Annotated in this window: 22 protein-coding genes; 8 read left to right on the plus strand and 14 right to left on the minus strand. The window is 59.2% G+C overall.

From position 1 onward, the window contains the following. Nucleotides 1–7: 7 nt before the first annotated feature. Nucleotides 8–352 carry a RidA family protein gene (locus M6G53_RS13615; protein ID WP_253332177.1) on the plus strand — a complete coding sequence of 115 codons (345 nt, stop codon included), beginning with the start codon at nt 8–10 and terminating at the stop codon, nt 350–352. A gap of 63 nt (nt 353–415) precedes the next feature. Here M6G53_RS13615 and mdtI read toward each other — a convergent pair whose 3' ends face one another. The 4 genes from mdtI to zwf form a co-directional block, all read right to left on the minus strand. Beyond that, complete coding sequence (gene mdtI / locus M6G53_RS13620; RefSeq protein ID WP_016927446.1) at nt 416–745, minus strand: multidrug/spermidine efflux SMR transporter subunit MdtI; 330 nt, start codon at nt 743–745, stop codon at nt 416–418. Continuing rightward, nucleotides 732–1100 (minus strand): multidrug/spermidine efflux SMR transporter subunit MdtJ, encoded by a 369-nt coding sequence (gene mdtJ / locus M6G53_RS13625; RefSeq protein WP_004932327.1) that lies wholly within the window; start codon nt 1098–1100, stop codon nt 732–734. Before mdtJ ends, mdtI begins: the two co-directional genes overlap by 14 nt. A gap of 552 nt (nt 1101–1652) precedes the next feature. Continuing rightward, nucleotides 1653–2294 carry a bifunctional 4-hydroxy-2-oxoglutarate aldolase/2-dehydro-3-deoxy-phosphogluconate aldolase gene (locus M6G53_RS13630; protein ID WP_253332179.1) on the minus strand — a complete coding sequence of 214 codons (642 nt, stop codon included), beginning with the start codon at nt 2292–2294 and terminating at the stop codon, nt 1653–1655. Between the two features lie 155 nt (nt 2295–2449). Then, nucleotides 2450–3925 carry a glucose-6-phosphate dehydrogenase gene (gene zwf, locus M6G53_RS13635; protein WP_004932333.1) on the minus strand — a complete coding sequence of 492 codons (1476 nt, stop codon included), beginning with the start codon at nt 3923–3925 and terminating at the stop codon, nt 2450–2452. 447 nt (nt 3926–4372) lie between these two features. Here zwf and M6G53_RS13640 point away from each other — a divergent pair, with 447 nt between their 5' ends. From M6G53_RS13640 to M6G53_RS13650, 3 genes are all read left to right on the plus strand, one after another. After that, nucleotides 4373–5245: a MurR/RpiR family transcriptional regulator gene (locus M6G53_RS13640; protein WP_033643347.1), complete on the plus strand. Its 873-nt coding sequence runs from the start codon at nt 4373–4375 to the stop codon at nt 5243–5245. Nucleotides 5246–5434: 189 nt separating this feature from the next. Next, entirely contained in the window at nt 5435–6877 is a 1443-nt protein-coding gene (gene pyk / locus M6G53_RS13645; RefSeq protein ID WP_019452801.1) for a pyruvate kinase, read from the plus strand. A gap of 86 nt (nt 6878–6963) precedes the next feature. Next, nucleotides 6964–7845, plus strand: coding sequence for a leucine-rich repeat domain-containing protein (locus M6G53_RS13650; protein WP_253332181.1), 882 nt, complete (start codon nt 6964–6966; stop codon nt 7843–7845). A gap of 49 nt (nt 7846–7894) precedes the next feature. On the opposite strand, the gene lpxM is transcribed toward M6G53_RS13650, so the two are convergent. The 3 genes from lpxM to znuA form a co-directional block, all read right to left on the minus strand. Next, entirely contained in the window at nt 7895–8863 is a 969-nt protein-coding gene (lpxM, locus tag M6G53_RS13655; protein WP_253332183.1) for a lauroyl-Kdo(2)-lipid IV(A) myristoyltransferase, read from the minus strand. 149 nt (nt 8864–9012) lie between these two features. Continuing rightward, a complete protein-coding gene (gene mepM, locus M6G53_RS13660; RefSeq protein WP_253332185.1) occupies nt 9013–10335 on the minus strand; it encodes a murein DD-endopeptidase MepM in 1323 nt (440 codons plus the stop codon). Between the two features lie 21 nt (nt 10336–10356). Beyond that, on the minus strand, nt 10357–11301 hold the full coding sequence (gene znuA / locus M6G53_RS13665) for a zinc ABC transporter substrate-binding protein ZnuA (protein ID WP_253332208.1): 945 nt from the start codon (nt 11299–11301) through the stop codon (nt 10357–10359). Nucleotides 11302–11379: 78 nt separating this feature from the next. On the opposite strand from znuA, the gene znuC reads away from it, so the two are divergent. After that, nucleotides 11380–12138: a zinc ABC transporter ATP-binding protein ZnuC gene (gene znuC, locus M6G53_RS13670; protein ID WP_004932357.1), complete on the plus strand. Its 759-nt coding sequence runs from the start codon at nt 11380–11382 to the stop codon at nt 12136–12138. After that, nucleotides 12135–12920, plus strand: a complete 786-nt coding sequence (gene znuB / locus M6G53_RS13675) for a zinc ABC transporter permease subunit ZnuB (protein ID WP_219227607.1) — start codon at nt 12135–12137, stop codon at nt 12918–12920. The genes znuC and znuB overlap by 4 nt, the downstream gene beginning before the upstream one ends. 228 nt (nt 12921–13148) lie before the next feature. Here the strand turns inward: znuB and ruvB are convergent, their stop codons facing one another. The 7 genes from ruvB to M6G53_RS13710 all read right to left on the minus strand — a co-directional run bounded on the left by ruvB (nt 13149) and on the right by M6G53_RS13710 (nt 18778). Next, nucleotides 13149–14153, minus strand: coding sequence for a Holliday junction branch migration DNA helicase RuvB (gene ruvB, locus M6G53_RS13680; protein WP_038877130.1), 1005 nt, complete (start codon nt 14151–14153; stop codon nt 13149–13151). 19 nt (nt 14154–14172) lie between these two features. Continuing rightward, nucleotides 14173–14787, minus strand: coding sequence for a Holliday junction branch migration protein RuvA (gene ruvA, locus M6G53_RS13685; RefSeq protein WP_253332187.1), 615 nt, complete (start codon nt 14785–14787; stop codon nt 14173–14175). 112 nt (nt 14788–14899) lie between these two features. Beyond that, entirely contained in the window at nt 14900–15421 is a 522-nt protein-coding gene (ruvC, locus tag M6G53_RS13690; RefSeq protein WP_004932367.1) for a crossover junction endodeoxyribonuclease RuvC, read from the minus strand. Between the two features lie 57 nt (nt 15422–15478). Next, complete coding sequence (locus M6G53_RS13695; protein ID WP_033647638.1) at nt 15479–16222, minus strand: YebC/PmpR family DNA-binding transcriptional regulator; 744 nt, start codon at nt 16220–16222, stop codon at nt 15479–15481. Between the two features lie 20 nt (nt 16223–16242). After that, nucleotides 16243–16689: a dihydroneopterin triphosphate diphosphatase gene (nudB, locus tag M6G53_RS13700; protein ID WP_019452808.1), complete on the minus strand. Its 447-nt coding sequence runs from the start codon at nt 16687–16689 to the stop codon at nt 16243–16245. Continuing rightward, nucleotides 16689–18473 (minus strand): aspartate--tRNA ligase, encoded by a 1785-nt coding sequence (gene aspS / locus M6G53_RS13705; protein WP_253332190.1) that lies wholly within the window; start codon nt 18471–18473, stop codon nt 16689–16691. Before aspS ends, nudB begins: the two co-directional genes overlap by 1 nt. Before the next feature lie 74 nt (nt 18474–18547). Further along, a complete protein-coding gene (locus M6G53_RS13710) occupies nt 18548–18778 on the minus strand; it encodes an FmdB family zinc ribbon protein (protein ID WP_320204121.1) in 231 nt (76 codons plus the stop codon). 215 nt (nt 18779–18993) lie between these two features. Here M6G53_RS13710 and M6G53_RS13715 point away from each other — a divergent pair, with 215 nt between their 5' ends. Together M6G53_RS13715 and M6G53_RS13720 are read left to right on the plus strand one after the other, a co-directional pair. Beyond that, on the plus strand, nt 18994–19572 hold the full coding sequence (locus tag M6G53_RS13715; RefSeq protein WP_253332191.1) for a hydrolase: 579 nt from the start codon (nt 18994–18996) through the stop codon (nt 19570–19572). Between the two features lie 47 nt (nt 19573–19619). After that, nucleotides 19620–20321: a DUF72 domain-containing protein gene (locus M6G53_RS13720; RefSeq protein WP_253332210.1), complete on the plus strand. Its 702-nt coding sequence runs from the start codon at nt 19620–19622 to the stop codon at nt 20319–20321.

The following is a 20321-nucleotide window of genomic DNA, read 5'->3' on the forward strand; positions in this document are numbered from 1 at the left end:
TAAGCAAATGAATATCGAAAGAATTGATCCCGATCAGCGCTGGTCCGAAGCCGTGGTGCACAACGAGACCGTTTACTACACCAGCGTGCCGGAAAACCTGGACGATGACGCCACCGCCCAGACCGCCAACGCCCTCGCCGCCATCGACGTGCTGCTGGCGCGCGTCGGTTCGGACAAAAGCCGTATTCTGGATGCCACCATCTTCCTGGCCGACGCCGCCGACTTCGCCGCGATGAACGCCGCCTGGGACGCCTGGGTGGTCGCCGGCAGCGCGCCGGTGCGCTGCACCGTGCAGGCGCAGCTGATGAATCCGAAGTACAAAGTGGAAATCAAAATCATCGCCGCGCTGTAAGCCTGAGCGCAGACGAAAAAAAACCGCAGACGGCTACGCCTGCGGTTTTTTTATTGCCGGCTATCAGGACAGTTTGAGGATCACCATCCCCGTCAGCAGCAGCGCCAGGCCAATCCAGCCTTTGGCGTTCAACCGCTGGCCGAACATGATCCAGCCGGCGGCGATGGTGGCGGCGATACCGAAACCGCCCCACAGCGCATAGGCGATCGACAGATCGATGCCCTTCACCGCCTGCGCCAGGGCGCTGAACGCGCCGAGTACCGACAGCAGCGACAACAGCCCCAGCCAAATTTTACGGAAGCCGTCCGACATCTTCAGGAAGATGTTGGCGATGATTTCCAGCACAATCGCCAGTCCCAGGAACCCAATGTGGTACAACTCAAACTGTTGCATGGTTGTCACCTCGCGGGCTGACCTGTTTTCGCTCTTTGCGGGTACCGGATTTCACCAGCATGATGCCGGCGATCAGCGTAGCCAGGCCCAGCACCTTCAGCGCCGAGATCGGCTCGTCGAACCACAGCACGCTGAACAGGGTAATGAACAGAATGCCGATGCCTTCCCACAGCGCATAGGCCACGCCCAGCGCCACGCGTTTTACCGCCACCGACAGCAGCACATAAGACGCGGTGATCATCACGTACATCACGATGTGCCCGATCATGCCGCCGTTGACGCTGGCGTATTTCATCGACAAGGTGCCGATGATTTCGGTCATGATGGCCAAACCTAAAAAGATCCAATAAATCATAATTTTTCTCCCAAACGGCGAATAACGCGCGCCAAGGCATATTTATCCCGATTTATCTCGTCGAACGGCCGTAGTGCGGCGCGCAAGACGCAGAGATCCCTGGGGATAAACTGACCCAAACGCAAAAAGAATGTTTGCCCGGCTGAACGGTAGCGCGTAGGCCTAAGCCCGCCACCCGCACCGGTTAAGGGAGAAAGACGCTATAGCTCGCTGCACCAGTGATGCTCACTGGCAAGGATCGCAGACAGGAAGAGTTGGCAAGTAGAGGTTCTGAGGGTAGTTCCGTTAATAGTCATCATAATAGTTCTCTATTATCAGCCGCACACCGTGCGATTTGCCCAATATCCTCATAAAAGTAAAATTTTCAACTGAGATATTTTTACCACAGCCAAAATAAGAAAGCAAACTGCCGTTTTCATAAAAAAGCAGAAAAAAACGGGTTAAAAATAAGAAAGTTAATCACCATAAAAATTAAAAAAGGCCCAACAGAACGTTGAGCCTTGCGATATTCGCGGGCGCGCAAATAAGCGCCAACCTCAGGCACGGTGCGGGTTACAACGCGGCGCCGCTGACGGCGTTGCGTGCCAGTTCGGTGATGCGCGCGTAGTCGCCGCTTTCGAGCGCGTCCGCCGGCACCAGCCAGGAACCGCCGATGCAAAGCACACTTTTCAGCGCCAGATAATCACGGTAGTTGTTCGGGGTAATACCGCCGGTCGGGCAAAAACGCACCTGCGGGAACGGGCCGCCGATCGCCTGCAGCGCCTTCACGCCGCCGTTGGCTTCCGCCGGGAAGAATTTGAATTCTCGCAGGCCGTGATCCATGCCCTGCATCAGCTCGGAGACGGTGCTGATGCCCGGGATCAGCGGAATTGGCCCCGCCGTCGCCCCCTGCAGCAAGGCTTCGGTCAGCCCCGGGCTGATGGCGAACTGCGCCCCCGCCTCGGTCACCTCCCGCAGCTGCTGCGGATTGATCACCGTACCGGCGCCGATGATCGCCTCCGGTACCTCTTGGGCGATAGCGCGGATAGCCTCCAGCGCGCAGGCGGTGCGCAGCGTCACCTCCAGCACCCGTACGCCGCCGGCCACCAGCGCTTTCGCCAGCGGCACCGCCTGCTCCAGCTTGTTGATCACGATAACAGGCACCACCGGCCCCGCCGTCAGGATCTGCTCGGCGCTGGTTTTCCAGTTTTTCATCGTTCTTTCTCCATTACTCGCGGTTAACAATGGCACGCCCCTGCCACAGGGCTCCGCGCAAATGCGTGGACGTCCGGCCGTACCGTAAGTGATGTGGCCCACGCGCAGATCGCAGGCAAAAAAAAAGCCGGCAGACGGGCTGCCGGCATTGCGCATTACTCGAACTCGTTCCAGGAACGGCCGTCGCGGGTGATCATCGCCACCGAGGCCACCGGCCCCCAGGTGCCCGCCTGATAAGGTTTCGGCGCCTCGTTGTCGGCTTTCCATGCGTCCATGATGGAGTCGACCCACTTCCAGGCCTCTTCCACTTCATCGCGGCGCACGAACAGCGCCTGAATGCCGCGCATGGTCTCCAGCAGCAGGCGCTCGTAGGCGTCCGCCACGTGCTCTTGGTTGAAGGTTTCCGAGAAGCTCAGATCCAGCTTGGTGGTCTGCAGACGGTGCTTGTGATCCAGCCCCGGCACCTTGTTCAGCACCTGAATTTCGATGCCTTCGTCCGGCTGCAGACGGATGGTCAGCTTGTTCTGCGGCAGCTGCTGGTAAGAATCGCTGAACAGGTTAAGCGGCGGGTTTTTGAAGTACACCACCACTTCCGAGCATTTGGTCGGCAGACGTTTACCGGTACGCAGGTAGAACGGCACCCCGGCCCACTGCCAGTTGTCGATATCCACGCGGATGGAGACGAAGGTTTCGGTGCTGCTGCTCTTGTTTGCCCCTTCCTCTTCCAGATAGCCCGGCACTTTCTTGCCCTGGACGAAACCGGCGGTGTACTGACCGCGCACGGTAGTTTCCCGCACATTGGTCTGATCGATACGGCGCAGCGAGCGCAGTACCTTCACCTTCTCGTCGCGGATGCGGTCGGTGGTCAGATCCGCCGGCGGCGACATGGCGATCATGGTCAAGATCTGCAGCAGGTGGTTCTGGATCATGTCGCGCATCTGGCCGGCCTGGTCGAAGTAACCCCAGCGCCCTTCGATGCCCACCTCTTCCGCCACGGTGATCTGCACCGAATCGATGGTGCGGTTGTCCCAGTTTGAAGCGAACAGCGAGTTGGCGAAACGCAGCGCCAACAGGTTCAGCACCGTCTCTTTGCCGAGATAGTGGTCGATACGGTAAACCTGGGACTCGTTGAAGTACTCCGCCACCTGATCGTTGATCACGCGGGAGGACGCCAGATCGGTGCCCAGCGGTTTCTCCATCACCACGCGCGCCGGCTCATGGTTCAGCTTGGCCTCGCCCAACCCTTTGCAGATGGCGCCGAAGGTGCTTGGCGGCATGGCGAAATAGTTGATGGTGGTGCGGTGTTTCTGATCCAGCATTTTACCCAGTTTGGTAAAGTTCTTGCTGTCGTTGACGTCCAGGTTGCAGAAGTCCAGACGCGCGCTCAGCGTGGCCCAGAGTTCGTCATCCAGTTTTTCCTTCATGAAGGTGCCAAGCGCTTCCTTGACCACTTCGGTATACGCTTGTTTATCCCACTCCGCGCGGCCGACGCCGATGATCCGCGTATCCGGGTGGATGTGTCCGGCTTTCTCTAACTGGTACAGGGAAGGCAGCAGCTTACGGCGCGCCAAATCACCTTTCGCGCCGAAAATAACCAGGTCGCACGCCTGGGCTGTAGAGGTTACCGCCATGTTCATCTCCTCGTTGCAGGATATTTGTAATTTTCTTACATTACTAATGTACTCTGTTTGACTACGGCCAGCAAACCCGGCGCAGAAGCAGGAAAAAAGACCTCAAGATTCCAGCGGTAGCGCCGATGCGCGCCAGAGCCCGTACAGGCGGGCAAAACTGTAATTTTTCGTCTTTTTTGACGCTCTGTTACCATTATGAAAGTTAGACACAGGTCATATTCTGGTGAAAAAAGCCTGCATACGCCCTGTCGAGACTGCCAACGGTTACCAGCACGTAGTATATTTTCACTAAACCGGCATTGATTTCTCCTTTGTTTGAAATCGACATACCCTATCGATTCCAGGTTACAGCCGCTCGTTTGGCGTCTGCGTGCGCGGCCAACACGGGCGAAATTCGACGCTGTTGCTTGAAGCCACAGGGATAAAACCATGAGTGACTCTCGTTATATGAATACGCTGGACAAAATCCAGAGCCATCTGGAACTCCTGAGCAAATCTGAAAGGAAAGTCGCCGAGGTGATCCTGGCCTCCCCACAGACCGCCATTCACTCCAGCATCGCCACGCTGGCACGCATGGCCGACGTCAGCGAACCTACCGTCAACCGTTTTTGCCGCCGCCTTGATACCAAAGGCTTTCCCGATTTCAAACTGCATCTCGCGCAAAGCCTGGCTAACGGCACGCCCTACGTAAACCGTAACGTCGAGGAAGATGACAGCGTCGATTCCTATACCAGCAAGATCTTCGAATCGGTGATGGCCAGCCTGGATACAGTAAAGGCAAATTTGGATATTGCCGCAATCAATCGTGCGGTTGACCTGCTCACCCAGGCAAAAAAGATCTCTTTCTTCGGCCTGGGCGCCTCCGCAGCGGTGGCGCACGACGCAATGAACAAATTTTTCCGCTTCAACATCCCGGTGGTCTACTTCGATGACATCGTCATGCAGCGCATGAGCTGCATGAACTCCGGCGAAGGCGACGTGGTGGTGTTGATTTCACACACCGGCCGCACCAAGAATCTGGTGGAGATGGCCCACCTGGCGCGCGAAAACGACGCCACGGTACTGGCTATCACCTCGCGCGACACCCCGCTCGCTCAGGCGGCGACCCTCGCTTTGCTGCTCGACGTGCCCGAAGACACCGACGTTTACATGCCGATGGTGTCGCGGATCGCGCAATTAACGCTCATTGACGTGCTTGCCACCGGATTTACCTTGCGCAGAGGGGCTAAATTCAGAGATAACTTGAAGCGGGTCAAAGAAGCGCTCAAAGAATCGCGCTTTGATAAAGGCGTGGTCATTCCCAACAGTTTTGATTCGTAACCTGACGAAGAAAAAATCGCCGTTCAACAGGCATTTGAATGACGGCATCAGAGGCTGTACCCTGTTAATATGCTCATGCGGGTAACCCGGGTGAAATAGCAGTGTTGTAAAATTACATTTCACGCCAGGTTTCGTTATCCGACGTTATCGCAACACCAATATTTGCTTCACCAGTCAACGGAGTAATACATGTCCAGACGGCTCAGAAGAACCAAAATCGTTACCACCCTGGGTCCGGCTACAGACCGCGACAATAATCTGGAAAAGATCATTGCCGCCGGTGCCAACGTAGTTCGGCTTAACTTCTCCCACGGCAGCCCGGAAGATCACCAGGCTCGTGCTGATAAAGTGCGCGAAATCGCCGCTAAGCTGGGACGTCACGTCGCTATCCTTGGCGATCTGCAAGGGCCGAAAATCCGCGTATCCACCTTCAAGGAAGGTAAAATCTTCCTCAACGTGGGCGATAAATTCCTGCTGGACGCCAACCTGTCGAAAGGCGAAGGCGACAAAGAAAAAGTCGGTATCGACTATAAAGGCCTGCCTGCCGACGTGGTGCCGGGCGATGTCTTGTTGCTCGACGACGGCCGCGTTCAACTGAAAGTGCTCGAAGTTCAGGGCATGAAAGTGTTTACCGAAGTGACCGTCGGCGGCCCGCTGTCCAACAACAAGGGCATCAACAAACTCGGCGGTGGCCTGTCGGCCGAAGCGCTGACCGAAAAAGACAAGGCGGACATTGTGACCGCCGCCAAGATTGGCGTCGATTACCTCGCGGTCTCCTTCCCGCGTACCGGTGAAGACCTGAACTATGCTCGCCGCCTGGCGCGCGACGCCGGCTGCAACGCCAAGATCGTGTCCAAGGTTGAGCGCGCCGAAGCGGTCTGCAGCGACGAAGCGATGGACGACATCATTCTGGCCTCCGACGTGGTGATGGTTGCCCGTGGCGACCTCGGCGTCGAAATCGGCGATCCGGAGCTGGTCGGTATTCAGAAGAAACTGATCCGCCGCGCCCGCACCCTGAACCGCGCGGTGATCACCGCGACCCAGATGATGGAGTCGATGATCACCAACCCGATGCCAACCCGCGCCGAAGTCATGGACGTGGCCAACGCCGTGCTGGACGGCACCGACGCCGTTATGCTGTCGGCGGAAACCGCCGCCGGCCAATACCCGGCGGAAACCGTGGCGGCGATGGCGCGCGTTTGCCTGGGCGCCGAGAAGATCCCGAGCATCAACGTTTCCAAACACCGCCTGGACGTGCAGTTCGACAACATCGAAGAGGCGATTGCCATGTCTTCGATGTATGCCGCCAACCACCTGAAAGGCGTTACCGCACTGATCGCCATGACCGAATCCGGCCGCACCGCGCTGATGATGTCACGCATCAGCTCCGGCCTGCCGATCTTCGCCATGTCGCGTCATGAGCATACGCTGAACCTGACCGCGCTGTATCGCGGCGTAACGCCGGTGTATTTCGACAGCCACAAAGACGGCGTGATCGCCGCCAATGAAGCCGTCAATCGCCTGCGCGACAAAGGCTTCCTGGTCTCCGGCGATCTGGTGATCGTCACCCAGGGCGACGTGATGGAAACCGTCGGCACCACCAATACCAGCCGTATCCTGCGCGTCGAGTAATCCACGCCGCAGACGAAATGCCGGCCGGCTCACGTTGGCCGGCATTTTTTTTTGCCCTGACACCGCCATCAACGACGGAGAACGCCATGCTCCACCAACACACTCCCGCAGCGAGCGGTGATGAGCTCGATCTCGACGGCCACGGCCTGACGCAGCTCAACGAGTCGCCGTTAGTCGGCCACGCGCTGCGCAAGGTCAGCCTGTACGACAATCAGCTGACGGCCCTCCCCGCCGCGATCTTCCGGCACCGAAATCTGCGGGTGCTGAATATCTCCTGTAATCAGCTCGACCGCCTACCGCCGGAGATTGGCCAGTTGCAACAGCTCGAGATGTTCGATTTTGGCCACAATCGCGCAAGCGAACTCCCCGAAGAACTGGGGCAGCTGCATCGGTTGAAATACCTCTATCTGAGCGATAACGGCTTTAGCGAGCTGCCGCGCTCGCTGGCGCAGCTGCAGCAGTTGGTTTACCTCAACGCGACCGACAACCATTTAACCGCTTTACCACAGGCAATACCGAGGCTTGTTGCATTGCAAGAGCTGCGTTTATACAACAACCGCATCGGCAGCCTGCCCGCCGAAATCGGGCAACTGCGTGCGCTGCGCGAACTGCATATCATGAAAAATACCCTGACCACGCTGCCGGCGGAGCTCGCCCAACTCACAGAGCTGGAGATACTCGACGCGGCTGACAATGCCATTACCGAACTGCCGCAAGCCTTTTGCCGGCTGCCGCGATTGAGCGAGCTGAACCTGCGTTTCAATCAGCTGACGCGCCTGCCGGAAAATATCGGTGAGCTGACGACGTTAAGAAGTCTGGACCTGCGTGCCAATAGCCTGAGCGACCTGCCAGAAAGCCTTGGCGAACTGAGCCGCCTGCGCAAGCTGGACCTGCGCTGGAATGATTTCACCCGCACGCCTAAAGTCGTCGACATCCTGCGGGCTCGCGGCTGTATGGTGCACATCTGAAGCGACGCCGGCCGGGTTGTGGCCCGGCCGGCGTCGGCGATAGAAAGGATTAACGGTACAGATCGTCGCGCGAGTAAGGTTCAATCTCCCCTTCCTTGCGCGTCTTCAGCAGTTTGAGGATCCAGGTATACTGCTCCGGGTTCGGGCCCACCAGATTTTCCACCTCTTCGTTCATGCGGCGGGCAATGCGCGGATCGTCGGCTTCGGCCAGGTCATCCATCGGCTCGCGAATATAGATATCCAGCATGCTGGTTTTGCCGTCGTACACCGGGAATAAAGGCACGATCGCCGCACGACACACCTTCATCAACCGCCCCACCGCCGGCAGCGTTGCCTTATAGGTCGCGAAGAAGTCGACGAACTCGCTGTGCTCGGCGCCGTGATCCTGATCGGGCAGATAGTAGCCCCAATACCCCTGCCGCACCGAACTGATAAACGGTTTGATGCCGTCGTTGCGCGCGTGCATGCGGCCGCCGAATTTACGCCGCACGGCATTCCACAGGTAGTCGATCAGCTGATTACGCTGGTTGTGGAACATCGCGGCCATCGGTTGGCCGCGCGCGGCCATCAGCATCGCCGGCACATCCACCGCCCAGCCGTGAGGCACCAGGAAAATGACGTTGCGCCCTTCCGACCGGATCTTGTCCAGCACCTCTTCACCGTGCCAACGCACGCGCTTGAGCACTTTCTCCGGCCTGGTGCAGGCCAGTTCCGCCATCAGCACCATCGACTGCGGCGCGCAGGCAAACATCTGGTCGATGATGTGCTCGCGTTCGCTTTCCGGCAGCTCCGGCAAGCAATACAGCAAATTGATGCGGGCACGACGGCGCGCGCCCTTCGCCAGCTTGCCGGCCAGCTTGCCGACCGCCCCCAGCACCGGATCGCGCAGGCGCGCAGGCACCAGCGAAATGCCGGCCATCAGGCCGGTTCCCAGCCACACGCCCCAGTAGCGCGGATATAAAAAGGCTTTCTGAAACTGCGGGATGAACTCTATGTTCGATTTCTTCTCGTTTTGCATGCACATGCTCTTCGCTTAGCGATTCGGCTAATCATAATTGCCATCACCGATTTTGCAATTAACTACCGCGAACCGCCCAGATAAAACAGCATCGGCCCGCAATCAGGCCGATGAAATTAGCGGCGCCGAAGCGCCGGAAAAAGGGGGTATTAATCCAACTGTAGCTGCGGAACCACTTCCTTCACCTGCGCCAGATAATCGCTGCGATCTTTGCCGCTCAGCCCTTCGGAGCGCGGCAGCTTGGCCGTCAGCGGGTTCACCGCCTGTTGGCCGGTCCACAGTTCAAAGTGCAGGTGCGGGCCGGTGGAGCGGCCGGTGTTGCCGGAAAGCGCAATGCGATCGCCACGTTTCACCTTTTGGCCCGGTTTCACCAGCAGTTTTTTCAGGTGCATATAGCGCGTGGTGTACTGGCGACCGTGGCGGATCGCCACATAGTTACCCGCTGCGCCGCTGCGTTTGGCGATCACCACCTCACCGTCGCCAACCGCCAGCACCGGCGTGCCGACCGGCATGGCGAAATCGACGCCCTTGTGCGGCGCCACGCGGCCGGTCACCGGGTTCACGCGACGCGGGTTGAAGTTGGAGGAGATGCGGAACTGTTTCATGGTCGGAAAACGCATGAAGCCGCGCGCCAGGCCAGAGCCCTGGCGATCGTAGAATTTGCCGTCTTCGGCGCGGATCGCATAGTAATCTTTGCCGCCGGTGCGCAGACGCACGCCCAACAGCTGGCTTTGCGATTTCTTACCGTCGAAATGCTCGCGCGACATCAGCACGGAGAACTGGTCGCCTTTGCGCAGCTTGCGGAAGTCGAGCTGCCACTGCAGCGCCTTGATCACCGCATTGATTTCGTTACGGCTCAGCCCGGCGTCGCCGGCGCTGCTGACGAAGCTGCCGTTGACCCGGCCGCTGACCACATTGTTGCGCCATTCGCCCTGCTGCGCCTCTTTCGACTCTTTGAAGCTATTGCCGACGCGGTCATAGGTGCGGGTTTCGCGGCGGGAAACTTCCCAGGTCAACTGCTGCAGATCGCCCGCATCATTGACGGTCCACGACAGCTGTTGGCCGATCTTCAGATTACGCAAATCGCGGTTTTGCGACGCCAGCAAGGTGACATCCGACATATCGATGCCGTACTGCGTCAGAATACTGCCGAGGGTGTCACCGGTGGAAACTACATATTCATGCACGCCATCGTCGCCGGCATCTTTCTGATCCAGCTCATCCTGCGGGATTTCGTCATCGGGGGTGGGTTGGTCGGCATCTATCGGTTCACTGGCTTCGGGGAGCAATGACCGCATCTGGCTGGATTCTAACTCGACGCTCTTGGCAATGGGATTGTGTTCTGGGTGGTAAACAAAAGGCCGCCAAACAGCGACGGCCAATGTGACGACTGTCAGCGACCCCAGCATGACGCGGTGGGGCCGTGGCAGGTTGTTATACGCCAGAGCGATAGTTCGGACTATCTGCTGCACTCGATATTATCCTCATAAGCTTTACTTCAGGCAGCTCACGTACTGGTTTGACAGCTGAGTCAGGAATTTCCCGTAGCTGTCCTTCCCCAGCGCGATGCCGATGCCCAGCGGGTCCAGCGTTCCGGAACGCACTTTGGTACCCTTGGCGACGGCATTGATTACGGCCGGCCTGAATTGTGGCTCAGCAAAAACGCATACCGCTTTCTGCTCAACCAACTGTGTTCGAATTTGGTGTAGGCGCTGTGCTCCAGGCTGAATTTCGGGATTGACGGTGAAATGGCCCAGCGGACTCAAACCGTAGTGTTTCTCAAAGTAGCCGTAAGCATCATGAAAAACAAAATAACCCTTACCTTGCACAGGCGTAAGCATGTTACCAACATTTTTGTCAGTTTGCGTCAGCAGATTCTCGAACTGGCGCAGGTTTGCGTCTAATTTGTCCTTATTTTGCGGCATAAGTTCCAATAATCTGTCGTGAATCGCGATCGCGGTCACTTTTGCTATCTCCGGCGACAGCCAAACGTGCATATTGTACTCGCCGTGATGATGCCCATGATCGTCATCGGCATGGTTATGCGCTTCGCCTGCATGATCATGATCGTCGTCATCTTCGCCTTTCATCAGCAGCGGCTTCACCGCCGGCAGTTCGCTGATGGCCAGCTTGCGGGTTGCCGAGATCGGCACCAGCGCCTTGTTAAGGAACGCTTCCATGTCCGGCCCGACCCACAGCACCAGGTCCGCAGAGCGCAAACGCTGGATATCGGACGGGCGCAGCGCAAAATCGTGCGGTGAAGCGCCGTCCGGCAGCAGCACCTCGGTCGGCGTCACGCCGTCGGCGATCGCCGATGCGATAAAGCCTAACGGACGAATCGAGGTCACCACCGCAGCGGAAGCGCTGCTCAACGGGCCGGCTATCAACAGTGCGCTGGCCAACAGCGTGCGCTGCAGCCATGTATTTTTCTGTGCCATCATCAGTAATCCCATCGTTTTCATCAACAAGGCGTGATATTATAACATTCGCTTCGTTCTGCAACCTGTAATCTCGAGATGTCTACACTGATAACGCTAAAAAATATCTCCGTCGCCTTCGGCAGCCGCAAGGTGCTGTCGAACATTTCCCTCAGCCTGCAACCCGGCCGTATTCTCACGCTGCTGGGCCCGAACGGCGCGGGCAAGTCTACGCTGGTGCGCGTGGTGCTGGGATTGGTCAAACCGACCGCCGGCACGCTGGAGCGTGAGCCCGATCTGCGCATCGGCTACGTGCCGCAAAAACTGCACCTCGACGCCACCCTGCCGCTGACCGTCAGCCGCTTTATGCGCCTCAAGCCCGGCGTAAAGAAAGCCGACATTCTGCCGGCGCTCAAGCGCGTGCACGCCGCCCACCTGCTCGACCAGCCGATGCAAAAGCTCTCCGGCGGCGAAAACCAACGCGTGCTGCTGGCGCGAGCGCTGCTGAATAAACCGCAGCTGCTGGTACTGGACGAACCCACGCAGGGGGTGGACGTCAACGGCCAGCTGGCGCTGTACGATCTCATCGATCAGTTGCGTAAAGAGCTGGGCTGCGCCGTGCTGATGGTCTCGCACGATCTGCATCTGGTGATGGCGAAAACCGACGAGGTACTGTGCCTCAATCAGCACATCTGCTGCTCCGGCGCGCCGGAGGTGGTGTCGATGCATCCCGAATTCATCGCCATGTTCGGCAACCGTGGCGCAGAGCAACTGGCGGTGTATCGCCACCATCACAACCACCGTCACGACCTGCAGGGAAGAATTGTGTTGAAGAAAACCGGGAGCCGCGAAGCATGATTGAACTGTTACTTCCCGGCTGGCTGGCCGGCGTGTTGTTGGCCGGCGCCGCCGGGCCGCTGGGTTCCTTCGTGGTCTGGCGCCGCATGTCCTACTTTGGCGACACCCTGGCGCACGCCTCGCTGCTCGGCGTCGCCTTTGGTCTGCTGCTGGACATCAATCCCTTCTATGCGGTGATCGCCATTACGCTGCTGCTGGCTCTGGCCCTGGTGTGGCTGGAACGCCGCCCGCAGCTTTCGGTGGATACCCTGCTCGGTATTCTGGCCCACAGTGCCCTGTCGCTCGGGCTGGTGGTGGTGGCGCTGATGTCCAACGTGCGGGTCGATCTGATGGCCTACCTGTTCGGCGATCTGCTGTCGGTCACGCTGAGCGATATCCTGATGATCGCCGGCGGCGTCGCCGTGGTGCTGTTGGTGCTGTGGTGGCAGTGGCGCGATCTGCTGTCGATGACCATCAGCCCGGAGCTGGCGCACGTCGACGGCGTTAACCTGGTGCGCGCACGCACCGTGTTGATGCTGGTTACCGCCTTGACCATCGGTCTGGCGATGAAATTCGTCGGCGCGTTGATCATCACCTCGCTGCTGATCATTCCTGCCGCCACCGCTCGCCGCTTCGCGCGCACGCCGGAGCAGATGGCCGGCGTCGCGGTGCTGCTCGGCATGGTGGCCGTCACCGGCGGCCTGACCTTCTCGGCGTTTTACGATACGCCGGCCGGCCCTTCGGTGGTGCTGAGCGCCGCCGTGCTGTTCACGCTGAGCCTGTTCAAAAAACAGCAGGCTTGACTAAAGCCAGAACCAGAATATGACAAGGGCCGCAGATGCGGCCCTTTCTACTGCTGACAGAGGAGGAAAAAACGCGGTTTTTCCTCCTCTGTGGTGAGCAGCCGAAAATCAATAAATTGATTTTCCTTATTTTTTATATGCGCCTTCTATTAATCCGGTAACATCATCAAGTTCAATATTAACGTCAAGGGCCGCAGATGCGGCCCTTCTTGATGGCGGATGGCAAACTTATGCTTCGCGCTCGAGCCCGAAGTGCCGGTAGGCATGCTGCGTCGCCAGGCGGCCGCGCGGCGTGCGCTGGATAAAGCCCTGCTGGATCAGGAACGGCTCGATCACGTCCTCAATGGTTTCACGCTCTTCGCCGATCGCTGCCGCCAGGTTATCCAGCCCGACCGGGCCACCGGTAAACTTGTCGATAATCGCCAGCAGCAGTTTGCGATCCATATAGTCGAAGCCTTCGGCATCAACGTTGAGCATATCGAGCGCCTGCGCCGCCACCGAACCGCTGATCACGCCGTTGGCGCGCACTTCGGCGAAGTCGCGCACCCGGCGCAACAGACGGTTGGCGATACGTGGCGTCCCCCGCGCGCGGCGGGCTACTTCATGGGCGCCCTCGTCGGACAGCTCCAGCCCCAGGCAGCCGGCGCTGCGCGAAACGATGTGCTGCAGATCCGCCACCTGATAAAACTCCAGCCGCTGGACAATGCCGAAGCGATCGCGCAGCGGCGAGGTCAGCGAGCCGGCGCGGGTGGTGGCACCTACCAACGTGAACGGCGGCAGATCGAGCTTGATCGAACGCGCCGCCGGCCCTTCACCGATCATGATATCCAGCTGGTAGTCTTCCATCGCCGGATACAGCACTTCTTCCACCACCGGCGACAAACGGTGGATTTCGTCGATGAACAAGACGTCGTGCGGTTCGAGGTTGGTCAGCATCGCCGCCAGATCGCCCGCCTTCTCCAGCACCGGGCCGGAGGTGGTGCGCAAATTCACGCCCATTTCGTTGGCCACGATGTTGGCCAGGGTGGTTTTCCCCAGCCCCGGTGGGCCAAAGATCAGTAAATGGTCGAGCGCGTCGCCGCGCTGCTTGGCCGCCTGGATGAAGATCTCCATCTGCTCGCGCACGTGCGGCTGGCCGACGTATTCGGTCAGCAGCTTGGGACGAATGGCGCGATCGAGGATCTCTTCTTCGTTGATCGGTTCGGCGGAAATCAGGCGATCGGCTTCAATCATTATCTACCCCTTTTCGGCCTTACAGGGCGGCGCGCAGCGCGTCGCGGATCAGGGTTTCGCAGTCGGCGCCCGGCTTGGCAATCTTGCTGACCATGCGGCTGGCTTCCTGCGGCTTATAGCCCAGCGCCACCAGCGCCGAAACGGCCTCGGCTTCCGCGTCCACATCCGGCGCTTGGTCAGTGGCAGACGGCAGGCTGATCTCGCTGCTGCTGTTGAACAGGTCGCCGTTAAGCCCTTTGAAACGGTCTTTCATCTCCACCACCAGGCGCTCGGCGGTTTTTTTGCCCACGCCCGGCAGCTTGACCAGTGCGGTGATCTCTTCACGCTCCACCGCGCTGACGAACTGCTGCGCGGACATACCCGACAGGATCGCCAGCGCCAGCTTCGGCCCGACGCCGTTGACCTTGATCAGCTCGCGGAACAGCGCGCGCTCCTGCTTATCGTTGAAACCGTACAGCAGCTGCGCATCTTCACGCACCACGAAGTGGGTAAACACGATGGCCTCTTGCCCCAGTTCCGGCAGCTCGTAAAAGCAGGTCATCGGCATGTGTACCTCATAGCCCACGCCGTTCGCCTCCAGTAACACCAGCGGCGGCTGCTTTTCCAGAATAATTCCTCTGAGACGACCTATCATTTACCCTCCTGCAGAATGACCGGGCATGGCGCCCTGCCATGCCGTTGCTGGTAAAGCTTATAACATAAAAAAGGCTGGATGAATATCCAGCCTGTGCAATCATCGCTTAGCGTCAGCGCAAACGCCCGCGCGCCAGGTTCAACCGCCCTTCGCTCATCCGCAGCACGTTCTGGCTGAGGTGGCAGTGGGTGATGGCGATGGCCAGGGCATCGGCGGCGTCCGCCTGCGGATTGGCCGAGAGTTTGAGCAGCGAGCGCACCATGTGCTGTACCTGCGCCTTTTCGGCCGCGCCGGTGCCGACCACGGTCTGTTTGACCTGCCGCGCCGCATACTCGAACACTTCCAGATTCTGATTCACCGCCGCGACGATCGCGACGCCGCGCGCCTGGCCGAGCTTGAGCGCCGAATCAGGGTTCTTGGCCATAAACACCTGTTCGATGGCGAAGAAATCGGGCTGAAACTGGGTGATGATCTCGCTGACGCCGGCGTAAATCAGCTTCAGCCGCGTCGGCATGTCGTCCACCACCGTGCGGATGCAGCCGCTGGCGATATAGCTCAACTGACGCCCCTGCTGGCGGATCAGGCCATAGCCGGTGACGCGTGAGCCGGGATCGATACCGAGTATGATCGCCATATCTACATCCACCTTGCATGCACGGCGCCACCGAACGGCGGCGCCCGTTTTACCGGATTACAGCGTCGCCGCCACTTCGTCGGAGATTTCACCGTTATGGTAAACTTCCTGCACGTCGTCGCAGTCTTCCAGCATATCGATCAGGCGCAACAGCTTAGGCGCGGTTTCCGCGTCCATGTCGGCCTTGGTCGATGGGATCATCGACACTTCCGCCGCTTCGGCTTCGAAGCCCGCCGCGGTCAGCGCGTCTTTCACCGCACCCAGGCTTTCCCAGGCGGTGAACACGTCGATGGCGCCATCGTCATAGGTCACGATGTCTTCCGCACCGGCTTCCAGCGCCGCTTCCATCACGGTGTCTTCATCCAGGCCCGGTGCGTAGGTGATCACGCCCTTCTTGGTGAACAGGTAAGCCACGGAACCGTCGGTGCCGAGGTTGCCGCCGCATTTGGTGAAGGCGTGGCGCACTTCCGCCACGGTGCGGTTGCGGTTGTCGCTCAGGCATTCGATCATCACGGCGGTGCCGCCAGGGCCGTAACCTTCATAGATGATGGTTTCCATGTTGGTATCATCATCGCCGCCCACGCCGCGCGCGATGGCACGGTTCATGGTGTCGCGCGTCATGTTGTTCGACAGCGCCTTGTCCATCGCCGCGCGCAGACGCGGGTTGGAGTCCGGATCGCCGCCGCCCAGCTTGGCGGCCGTGACCAGCTCACGAATAATCTTGGTGAAAATTTTACCGCGCTTGGCGTCCTGCGCCGCTTTACGGTGCTTTGTGTTGGCCCACTTACTATGACCTGCCATAAAAAAATCTCCGAAAAAAACTACTGGACTGAATTGATCACGAACTCTTCAATCGCCTGCTGATTGCTCCATGACTTGGTTAACTTCACGGCCTCGGCCGCCTCAAGCCATTGGTAAGCGTGATGCTCGGTAATCACCGGATCGCGCTCCTCGGGCAACGCCAGACAGAACCAGTGCTCTTTATTGCGCGTGGTTCCCGGCGCATAGCGATGTCGCAAATGGACAAAGAGTTCAAACTCCACGCAGCGCTGGCAATCGAACAACGGCAGGTGCTCTGCTTCGATATCGATGCCGACTTCTTCCATGACTTCACGCTGCGCGGCATGCGGCGGCGACTCATCCTGTTCCAGGCTGCCGGTGACCGACTGCCAGAACTCGGTATCGTCGCGCCGCTGTAACATCAGCACCCGACCACTGGATTTCGCGTAAATCACTACCAGGATAGATTCAGGGCGCTTGTAACTCATCACTCGCTCTCTTGTTCCGCACCGGCTTTCTTTACCACGCTGATCGCCAGCTCCTGCAGCGACGCCGGGTTGGCGAAGCTCGGTGCGTCGGTCATCAGACAGGCCGCCGCGGTGGTTTTCGGGAAGGCGATGACGTCGCGGATGTTGTCGGTGCCGGTCAACAGCATCACCAGACGATCCAGGCCGAAAGCCAGGCCGGCGTGCGGCGGCGTACCGTACTTCAGCGCGTCCAGCAGGAAGCCGAACTTCTCGCGCTGTTCGTGTTCGTTAATGCCCAGAATGCTGAACACCGTCTGCTGCATTTCGCTGCGGTGGATACGCACCGAACCGCCGCCCACTTCGTAGCCGTTGATCACCATGTCATAGGCGTTGGCGATGGCGTTGACCGGCGCTGCCGCCAGCTCTTCCGGGCTCATGTCGCGCGGCGAGGTGAACGGGTGGTGCATGGCCGCCAAGCCGCCCTCTTCGTCTTCTTCGAACATCGGGAAGTCAACCACCCACAGCGGTGCCCAGCTGTCGAGTTGGGTCAGCGCCAGATCGCGCCCCAGTTTCAGACGCAGCGCGCCCATCGCATCGGTGACAATCTTGACGCTGTCGGCGCCGAAGAACAGGATATCGCCGGTCTGCGCATCGGTGCGCGCCAGAATGGCTTCCAGCACGTCCGCGCTGAGGAATTTGGCGATCGGGCTCTGCACGCCTTCCATGCCGGCGGCGCGGTCGTTGACCTTCAGCCACGCCAGGCCTTTGGCGCCGTAGATGTTGACGAAAGCGCCGTACTCATCGATCTGCTTGCGGGTCAGCTGTGCGCCGCCCGGTACGCGGATCGCCGCCACGCGGCCTTTGGCGTCGTTGGCCGGGCCGGAGAACACTTTAAACTCGACGTCTTTGACCAGGTCAGCCACGTCCACCAGTTCCAGCGGGTTACGCAGGTCCGGCTTGTCAGAGCCAAAGCGACGCATCGCTTCGGCGAAGGTCATGACCGGGAAATCGCCCAGATCCACGCCCTTCACGTCCAGCCACAGTTCGCGCGCCAGTTTCTCCATCACTTCACGCACCTGATCGGCGGTCATGAAGGAGGTTTCGACGTCGATCTGGGTGAATTCAGGCTGACGGTCCGCACGCAGGTCTTCGTCGCGGAAGCATTTGACGATCTGATAGTAACGATCGAAACCGGACATCATCAGCAGCTGTTTGAACAGCTGCGGGGACTGCGGCAGCGCGTAGAATTTGCCCTTGTGCACGCGGCTCGGCACCAAATAATCGCGGGCGCCTTCCGGCGTCGCCTTGGTCAGCATCGGCGTTTCGATATCGAGGAAACCGTGGCTGTCCATGAAACGGCGCACGAAGCTGGTGATTTTGGCGCGGGTCTTCAGACGCTCGGCCATTTCCGGGCGGCGCAGATCCAGGTAGCGGTATTTCAGGCGCGCTTCTTCGCTGTTGACTTGGTTGGAGTCCAGCGGCAGCGGCTCGGAGCGGTTGATGATTTCCAGCGCGTGCGCGAACACTTCCACTTCGCCGGTGGCCATATCTTTATTGATCTGGCTGTCCGGACGCGCACGCACGGTGCCGACGATCTGGATGCAGAACTCATTGCGCAGGTCGTAGGCCTTGTCGAACGCCACCTTCTGGTCCGGATCGAAGAACACCTGCACGATGCCTTCGCGGTCGCGCATATCAATAAAGATCAGGCCGCCGAGATCGCGACGACGATTGACCCAACCACACAGAGTGACTTCCTGGCCCACGTGGGACAGATTCAACTGCCCGCAATATTCAGTACGCATACGCTATCCTTTTACACAGCCGATGCCGCGCCGGGCTACTGCGCCCCTGTCGCGCGGCTGTTATCTGATAAATTCTACTTGTTACCCGGTTTAAAATCCGTCGCATACCAGCCGGTACCCTTAAGCTGGAAACCGGAAGACGAGATCAACTTGGTCAACGCGGGCTGCCCACACGCCGGGCAGTCTGCCAGCGGCGCATCGGAAAATTTTTGCAATTTCTCTAATCGATGGTTGCAAGCACCACATGCATATTCATAAATCGGCATAGGTCGTTGGATTAAAGAGTGTTGAAAAAAGGGAGTCATTATAAAGGAAATTCATCCGCCCGATAAGTGCGAACACAGCATTGTTACCGCACTAAATGGCACGTTTTTGTTCGAATCAACACATCGATTAACAAATTTCCCATTAACCTGCGACAGTTTTTTCACGTAGCCTGATTCTCCCCCGTTTTTGCGCCTTACGCTGCTCGCCTGGCGCACCGAACAGTTTTTATCCACTTCGCAACGAGATGAAATCCATGCTGAAACTTGACGCCCAAACCACCGCTCTGGTGCTGATCGATTTGCAAAACGGCATTCTGCCCTATGCCGGCGGCCCGCACAGCGCCGAACAGGTGGTGGCGAACGCCGCCCTGCTGGCCGCCCGTTTTCGCCTGCTGGGCGCACCGGTGCTGCTGGTACGCGTCGGCTGGTCAGACACCTTCGCCGAGGCGCTGAAACAGCCGGTGGACAAGCCGGCTCCCGCGGCCGCCGGTGGCTTGCCGGCCAATTGGTGGGCGTTTCCCGCGCAGTTGGCGGTCAATGACAACGATATTCTGGTCACCAAGCGCCAATGGGGCGCCTTCTACGGCACCGATCTGGATTTACAGCTGCGCCGCCGCGGCATCAAATCCGTGGTGTTGGGCGGCATCTCCACCAATATCGGCGTGGAGTCCACCGCCCGCGCCGCCTGGGAACACGGCTATGAACTGGTGATCGCCGAAGACGTCTGCAGCGCTCAGAACGCGGAAATGCACCGCTTCGCGTTCGAGCACATCTTCCCGCGTCTGGCGCGGGTGCGCGACACCGGTGAAATTCTTGCCGCGCTCGAGCGGTAACGTTAAGTTGTAGCCTGATAAGTCAAGTAAAGGAAGACGACGCCGTGATCTACATCGGACTGCCGCAATGGCAACATGCAGCCTGGAACCGCATCGGGCTGCGTGACTTGGCGGATTACAGCCGCTACTTCAACTGCGTGGAAGGCAACACCACCTTCTACGCGCTGCCGAAGCTGGAAATCGTGCAGCGCTGGCGCGACATGACCGGCGACGATTTCCGCTTCTGCTTCAAATTCCCGTCGGACATCAGCCACAAGGCCGCCCTGCGCAACTGCGCCACCGAGCTGCAGGCGTTTTACCACTGCCTGGGCCCGGTGCATCAGCGCATCGGCCAGCTGTGGCTGCAATTGCCCGCCGCCTTCGGCCCCGATGAGCTGCCGCACATGTGGCAATTCTTCGAAAGCCTGCCGAAGGAGTTCACCTACGGCGTTGAAGTGCGTCACCCGGCGTTTTTCGCCAAGGGCGAGGCAGAACGGGCGCTGAATCAGGGGTTGCACCAGCGCGGCATCAATCGGGTGATCCTCGACAGCCGCCCGGTGCATCACGCCGTCCCCCATACCGCCGCCGTGCGCGATGCTCAGCAAAAAAAGCCGCTGTGGCAGCAACAGCATCAGCCTTATCTGTTTATTCATACGCCGGACAACGGCGATTCTCCCCAGCAGGCGCAAAAAATTTGGCAGCAGTTGCGCCTGGCGATCCCCGATTTACCTGCGCCGCCGGACTGGCCGGAGCAGGATGCACTGTTTTGA

Origin of the sequence: Serratia nevei (genome assembly GCF_024160145.1) — a bacterium.
In the GTDB taxonomy this organism is placed as follows: Bacteria; Pseudomonadota; Gammaproteobacteria; order Enterobacterales; family Enterobacteriaceae; genus Serratia; species Serratia nevei_A.